At 62.6% G+C, this 5,142-nt stretch carries 7 protein-coding genes; all 7 read left to right on the top strand.

Going from position 1 to position 5,142, the window contains the following annotated elements; genetic code table 11:
* The coding region (locus ACTHLF_RS13315; protein ID WP_440327826.1) for an elongation factor G at positions 1–1,156 on the top strand (1,156 nt) is incomplete at its 5' end.
* 50 nt (positions 1,157–1,206) lie between these two features.
* Positions 1,207–2,397: an elongation factor Tu gene (gene tuf, locus ACTHLF_RS13310; RefSeq protein ID WP_440327825.1), complete on the top strand. Its 1,191-nt coding sequence runs from the start codon at positions 1,207–1,209 to the stop codon at positions 2,395–2,397.
* A gap of 456 nt (positions 2,398–2,853) precedes the next feature.
* Positions 2,854–3,165 carry a 30S ribosomal protein S10 gene (rpsJ, locus tag ACTHLF_RS13305; RefSeq protein WP_014402136.1) on the top strand — a complete coding sequence of 104 codons (312 nt, stop codon included), beginning with the start codon at positions 2,854–2,856 and terminating at the stop codon, positions 3,163–3,165.
* A gap of 20 nt (positions 3,166–3,185) precedes the next feature.
* Positions 3,186–3,827 (top strand): 50S ribosomal protein L3, encoded by a 642-nt coding sequence (rplC, locus tag ACTHLF_RS13300; protein WP_440327824.1) that lies wholly within the window; start codon positions 3,186–3,188, stop codon positions 3,825–3,827.
* 11 nt (positions 3,828–3,838) lie between these two features.
* A complete protein-coding gene (gene rplD, locus ACTHLF_RS13295; RefSeq protein ID WP_440327823.1) occupies positions 3,839–4,441 on the top strand; it encodes a 50S ribosomal protein L4 in 603 nt (200 codons plus the stop codon).
* Positions 4,438–4,731: a 50S ribosomal protein L23 gene (rplW, locus tag ACTHLF_RS13290; RefSeq protein WP_247333706.1), complete on the top strand. Its 294-nt coding sequence runs from the start codon at positions 4,438–4,440 to the stop codon at positions 4,729–4,731. The genes rplD and rplW overlap by 4 nt, the downstream gene beginning before the upstream one ends.
* 18 nt (positions 4,732–4,749) lie before the next feature.
* A partial coding sequence (rplB, locus tag ACTHLF_RS13285) for a 50S ribosomal protein L2 (protein ID WP_440327822.1) occupies positions 4,750–5,142 on the top strand: 393 nt, incomplete at its 3' end.

The following is a 5,142-nucleotide window of genomic DNA, read 5'->3' as shown; positions in this document are numbered from 1 at the left end:
TCCGTTCGTCGGCGCGCTGACGTTCTTCCGTGTCTATTCGGGCACGCTGAACGCCGGTGACCAGGTGTACAACCCGGTCAAGTCGAAGAAGGAGCGCATCGGCCGCATCCTGCAGATGCACGCCAACGAGCGTCACGAACTGAAGGAAGTCCGCGCTGGCGATATCGCCGCGGCGGTCGGCCTGAAGGACGTCACGACCGGTGACACGCTCTGCGCGCAGGACAGCATCATCACCCTCGAGCGCATGTCGTTCCCGGAGCCGGTGATCTCGATGGCGGTGGAGCCGAAGACCAAGTCGGACCAGGAAAAGATGGGTATCGCCCTCGGCCGTCTGGCTGCGGAAGATCCGTCGTTCCGCGTCCGTACGGACGAAGAATCGGGCCAGACGATCATCTCGGGCATGGGCGAGCTTCACCTGGACATCCTGGTGGACCGCATGAAGCGCGAGTTCAACGTCGAAGCCAACGTCGGCAAGCCGCAGGTGGCTTACCGCGAAACGATCCAGGCTCAGGACGTCAAGTCGGATTACAAGCACGCCAAGCAGTCGGGTGGTAAGGGTCAGTACGGTCACGTCGTGATCGAGCTGTCGCCGATCTCGGATGCCGACCGCGCTGACGAGAAGCTCGCCGCTGGTATCAAGGACGACTTCCTGTTCATCAACGACATCACGGGCGGCGTGATTCCGAAGGAATTCATCCCGTCGGTTGAAAAGGGCCTCCGCGAGACGATCACCGCGGGTCCGCTCGCCGGCTTCCCGGTGGTGGGCGTCAAGGTCAAGCTCGTGTTCGGTTCGTACCACGACGTCGACTCATCGGAAATGGCGTTCAAGCTCGCCGCTTCGATGGCGTTCAAGCAGGGCTTCGCGAAGGCGCAGCCGGTGCTGCTCGAGCCGATCATGAAGGTCGAGGTCGTGACGCCGGAAGACTACGTCGGTGACGTGATGGGCGATATCTCGCGTCGTCGCGGCATGCTGACCGGTCAGGAAGAGACCCCGTCCGGCAAGACCGTCAACGCGATGATTCCGCTCGGTGAAATGTTCGGCTACGCCACCTCGCTGCGTTCGCAGACCCAGGGCCGCGCCACGTTCACCATGGAATTCGACCACTATGAGCCGGCGCCGAAGAACATCGCCGACGAGGTCATGAAGAAGTCCTGATAGGGCTTCTTCATTCCACCCTATTCAACGATCTTTAGAGGTTCCAAGTCATGGCAAAGGGTAAGTTTGAGCGTAACAAGCCGCACGTCAACGTCGGCACCATCGGCCACGTCGACCACGGCAAGACCACGCTGACCGCCGCGCTGACGAAGGTCGGTGCAGAGCGCTTCGGTGGCGAGTTCAAGGACTACGGTTCGATCGACGCGGCGCCGGAAGAGAAGGCTCGTGGTATCACGATCTCGACCGCCCACGTGGAATACGAATCGGCCACGCGCCACTACGCGCACGTCGATTGCCCGGGCCACGCTGACTACGTCAAGAACATGATCACCGGTGCCGCCCAGATGGACGGCGCGATCCTGGTGTGCTCGGCCGCTGACGGCCCGATGCCGCAGACCCGCGAGCACATCCTGCTCTCGCGTCAGGTCGGCGTGCCGTACATCCTGGTCTTCCTGAACAAGGCCGACATGGTCGACGACGCCGAGCTCATGGAGCTCGTCGAGATGGAAGTCCGCGAACTGCTCTCGAAGTATGACTTCCCGGGCGACGACACCCCGATCATCAAGGGTTCGGCTCGTCTGGCTCTCGAAGGCGACCAGTCGGAAATCGGCGTGCCGGCGATCATCAACCTCGTTGATGCGCTGGACACCTGGATCCCGACCCCGGAGCGCGACATCGACAAGACCTTCCTGATGCCGGTGGAAGACGTGTTCTCGATCTCGGGCCGCGGCACCGTCGTCACGGGTCGTATCGAGCGTGGCGTCATCAAGGTCGGTGAAGAAATCGAAGTCGTCGGCATCCGCGACACCCAGAAGACCACGGTCACGGGCGTCGAGATGTTCCGCAAGCTGCTCGACCAGGGCCAGGCAGGCGACAACGCCGGCCTCCTGCTCCGCGGCCTGAAGCGCGACGACGTGCAGCGCGGCCAGGTGCTGGCCAAGACCGGCACGATCAAGCCGCACACCGAGTTCGAAGCCGAGGTGTACGTGCTGTCGAAGGATGAGGGTGGTCGTCATACCCCGTTCTTCAACAACTACCGTCCGCAGTTCTACTTCCGCACCACCGACGTCACCGGCGCGATCAAGCTGCCGGAAGGCGTGGAAATGGTGATGCCGGGTGACAACGTGAAGATGTCGGTCACCCTGATCCACCCGATCGCCATGGACGCCGGCCTGCGCTTCGCTATTCGCGAAGGCGGCCGTACCGTTGGCGCCGGCGTGGTCTCCAGCATCACGAAGTAAGCCATCCAGGCCCCCATGGGGTCGGGTAAGGGCGGGGGCGAAAGCCCCCGCCTTTTTTTTGGCTATTTTTTAGCCAGAAGGGGTTCCTATTTCAAAACTACCCGGCTATACTCGTCGGGCTATATCCCCCGAGTGCCCTAGCGGCGCCGGGACCACGCGAAATGAGGTGCACGGAAAGCGCTTCGAGTTCGCAGGCAGGGAAGCCGGATAGGATGCTGCAATCCAGGCCAACGGGCGCGAGCTCTGTTGACCTAACGTTTTGCGCATTCTATACTTTTCTGTCTGGGCAGGCCGTTTTTGCGGCCTGCCTGACTTTTTCGGGTCGTTCAGGGTGCCTTTTGGCGTTCCCGGGCGGCCCGTTGCGGCACCCGTAGTTGGCAATACCTGGGTTGCGCGGGGTGGCGAGAAGCCACTTCGAATCACAAGAACGTTCTTTCGAAAATAGGACACGGTTTTATGGCGAACCAAAAGATTCGCATTCGGCTCAAGGCGTTCGATCATCGTCTGATCGACCGTTCGGCCAGCGAGATCGTCGAGACGGCCAAGCGCACTGGCGCGACGGTCCTCGGCCCGATCCCCCTGCCGACCAAGATTGAGCGCTACACCATCCTGGTGTCGCCGCACGTCGACAAAGATGCCCGCGACCAGTACGAGACCCGTACTCACAAGCGCGTTCTGGACATCGTCGATCCGAATGACAAGACCGTGGACGCGCTCATGAAGCTCGATCTTGCTGCCGGCGTCGACGTGCAGATCAAGCTGGGCTGAGCGGATAAAAGGATACGAAGATGAGTATCGGACTGGTTGGCCGCAAGTGCGGCATGAGCCGGCTCTTCACTGAAGATGGCCGCTCGATTCCGGTGACGCTGATTGAAGCGACCCCGAATCGCGTGACCCAGGTGAAGACCACCGAAGTGGATGGCTACAGCGCCATTCAGGTCACTGCTGGCGCCAAGCGCGCTTCGCTGCTGACGAACCCCGCCAAGGGTCACTACGCCAAGGCCAAGGTTGAGCCGGGCCGTGGCCTGTGGGAATTCCGCCTCAACGCGGAAGACGCTGGCAAGTACGAAGTCGGCGCCGAGCTGACCGCTGAAGCCGTGTTCTCCGTCGGCCAGACGGTTGACGTCGCTGGCGTGTCGAAGGGCAAGGGCTTCCAGGGCACCATCAAGCGTCACCACTTCAAGATGGGCGACGCTACCCACGGTAACTCGCTGTCGCATCGTGCCCCGGGCTCGATCGGCCAGCGCCAGACGCCGGGCCGCGTGTTCCCTGGCAAGAAGATGGCGGGCCACATGGGTGCGGTCAATCGCACCGTGCAGGGCCTGGAAGTGGTCAAGGTCGACGCCGAGCGTCATCTCATCGCGGTCAAGGGCGCTGTTCCTGGCGCGCCGGGTGGCGATGTCGTGATCCGTCCGACGACCAAGGGTTGAGGAGAGACGCCATGGAACTGAATGTTATTGGCGCCAAGTCGCTCACCGTCTCGGACGAAGTGTTCGGCGGCGAGTACAAGAAGGCCCTCGTGCACCAGGTCGTCACTGCCTACCAGGCTGGCGGTCGTGCAGGCACCAAGGCGCAGCTGTCGCGCGGTGACCTGTCCGGGACCACGATGAAGTTCAAGAAGCAGAAGGGCGGCGGCGCCCGTCACGGTGACTACCGTGCCCCGATCTTCGTGGGCGGTGGTGTGACGTTCGCAGCGAAGCCGCGCAGCTTCGAGCAGAAGGTCAACCGCAAGGCTTACCGCGTTGCCATCCGCTCGATCGTTGCCGAGCTGAACCGTCAGGGTCGCCTGAAGGTCGTCTCCGAACTGTCGATCGAGAAGGCAAGCACCAAGGCGATGATCGCCAAGCTCGCCGAGCTCGAAGTCAAGGGTCGTGTCCTGCTGGTGTCGGAAGACGCCACCGAGGCGCTGTACCTGTCCGCCCGCAATATTCCGTACATCCACGTCGTCGACGTGCTGGCCCTGAACCCGGTCAGCCTGGTCGGTAGCGACTTCGTCGTCATGACGGTGGACGCGGTCAAGAAGGTCGAGGAGTGGCTCGCATGAGCACCGAACGCACGCTCAACACGCTGCGCGCACCGCACATCTCTGAAAAGGCTGCCCGCCTCGCTGAGCACAACCAGTATGTGTTCATCGTGGCTCCCGAGGCGACCAAGGCTGATGTCGCGACCGCGGTCGAGGAGCTCTTCGACGTCAAGGTCGTGGACGTGAACCTCGTGAATACCAAGGGCAAGGTCAAGTCGTTCCGCTTCCGCACTGGCAACCGCCAGGGCAAGCGCAAGGCTTACGTCCGCCTCGCCGATGGCCACACGATCGACGTGTCGGCCAAGGCCTGAGCCAGGAGTTGAATTGAGATGGCACTGATCACTCACAAGCCGACCTCCCCGGGCCGCCGCGACGCAGTCAGCGTGCGGACCGAAGGTCTGCACAAGGGCGCGCCGTACGCCGCCCTGACCGAATCGCAGTCGAAGACCGGCGGTCGCAACCATTTTGGTCGCATCACCACCCGTCATCGCGGCGGCGGTCACAAGCAGGCTTACCGCATCATCGATTTCAAGCGTGACAAGGAAGGCATTGCCGCCGTTGTCGAGCGCCTGGAATACGACCCGAACCGCACCGCGCACATCGCGCTGCTGTGCTACGCCGACGGCGAGCGCCGCTACATCATCGCGCCGAAGGGCGTGGCGGTGGGCGACCGTCTCGTGTCGGGTTCCGACTCGCCGATCAAGCCGGGCAACTGCCTGCCG

The sequence above is a fragment of the Luteibacter sp. genome (assembly GCF_051958795.1).
Taxonomy (GTDB): Bacteria; Pseudomonadota; Gammaproteobacteria; order Xanthomonadales; family Rhodanobacteraceae; genus Luteibacter.
Note: the sequence above shows the minus strand (reverse complement) of the source record. Positions and strands in the feature narration are given on the sequence as shown.

Coding starts and splice junctions, on each gene's coding strand:
- rplC (WP_440327824.1), top strand. CDS start 3,186: ATGAGTATCGGACTGGTTGGCCGCAAGTGCGGCATGAGCCGGCTCTTC.
- rplD (WP_440327823.1), top strand. CDS start 3,839: ATGGAACTGAATGTTATTGGCGCCAAGTCGCTCACCGTCTCGGACGAA.
- rpsJ (WP_014402136.1), top strand. CDS start 2,854: ATGGCGAACCAAAAGATTCGCATTCGGCTCAAGGCGTTCGATCATCGT.
- rplW (WP_247333706.1), top strand. CDS start 4,438: ATGAGCACCGAACGCACGCTCAACACGCTGCGCGCACCGCACATCTCT.
- tuf (WP_440327825.1), top strand. CDS start 1,207: ATGGCAAAGGGTAAGTTTGAGCGTAACAAGCCGCACGTCAACGTCGGC.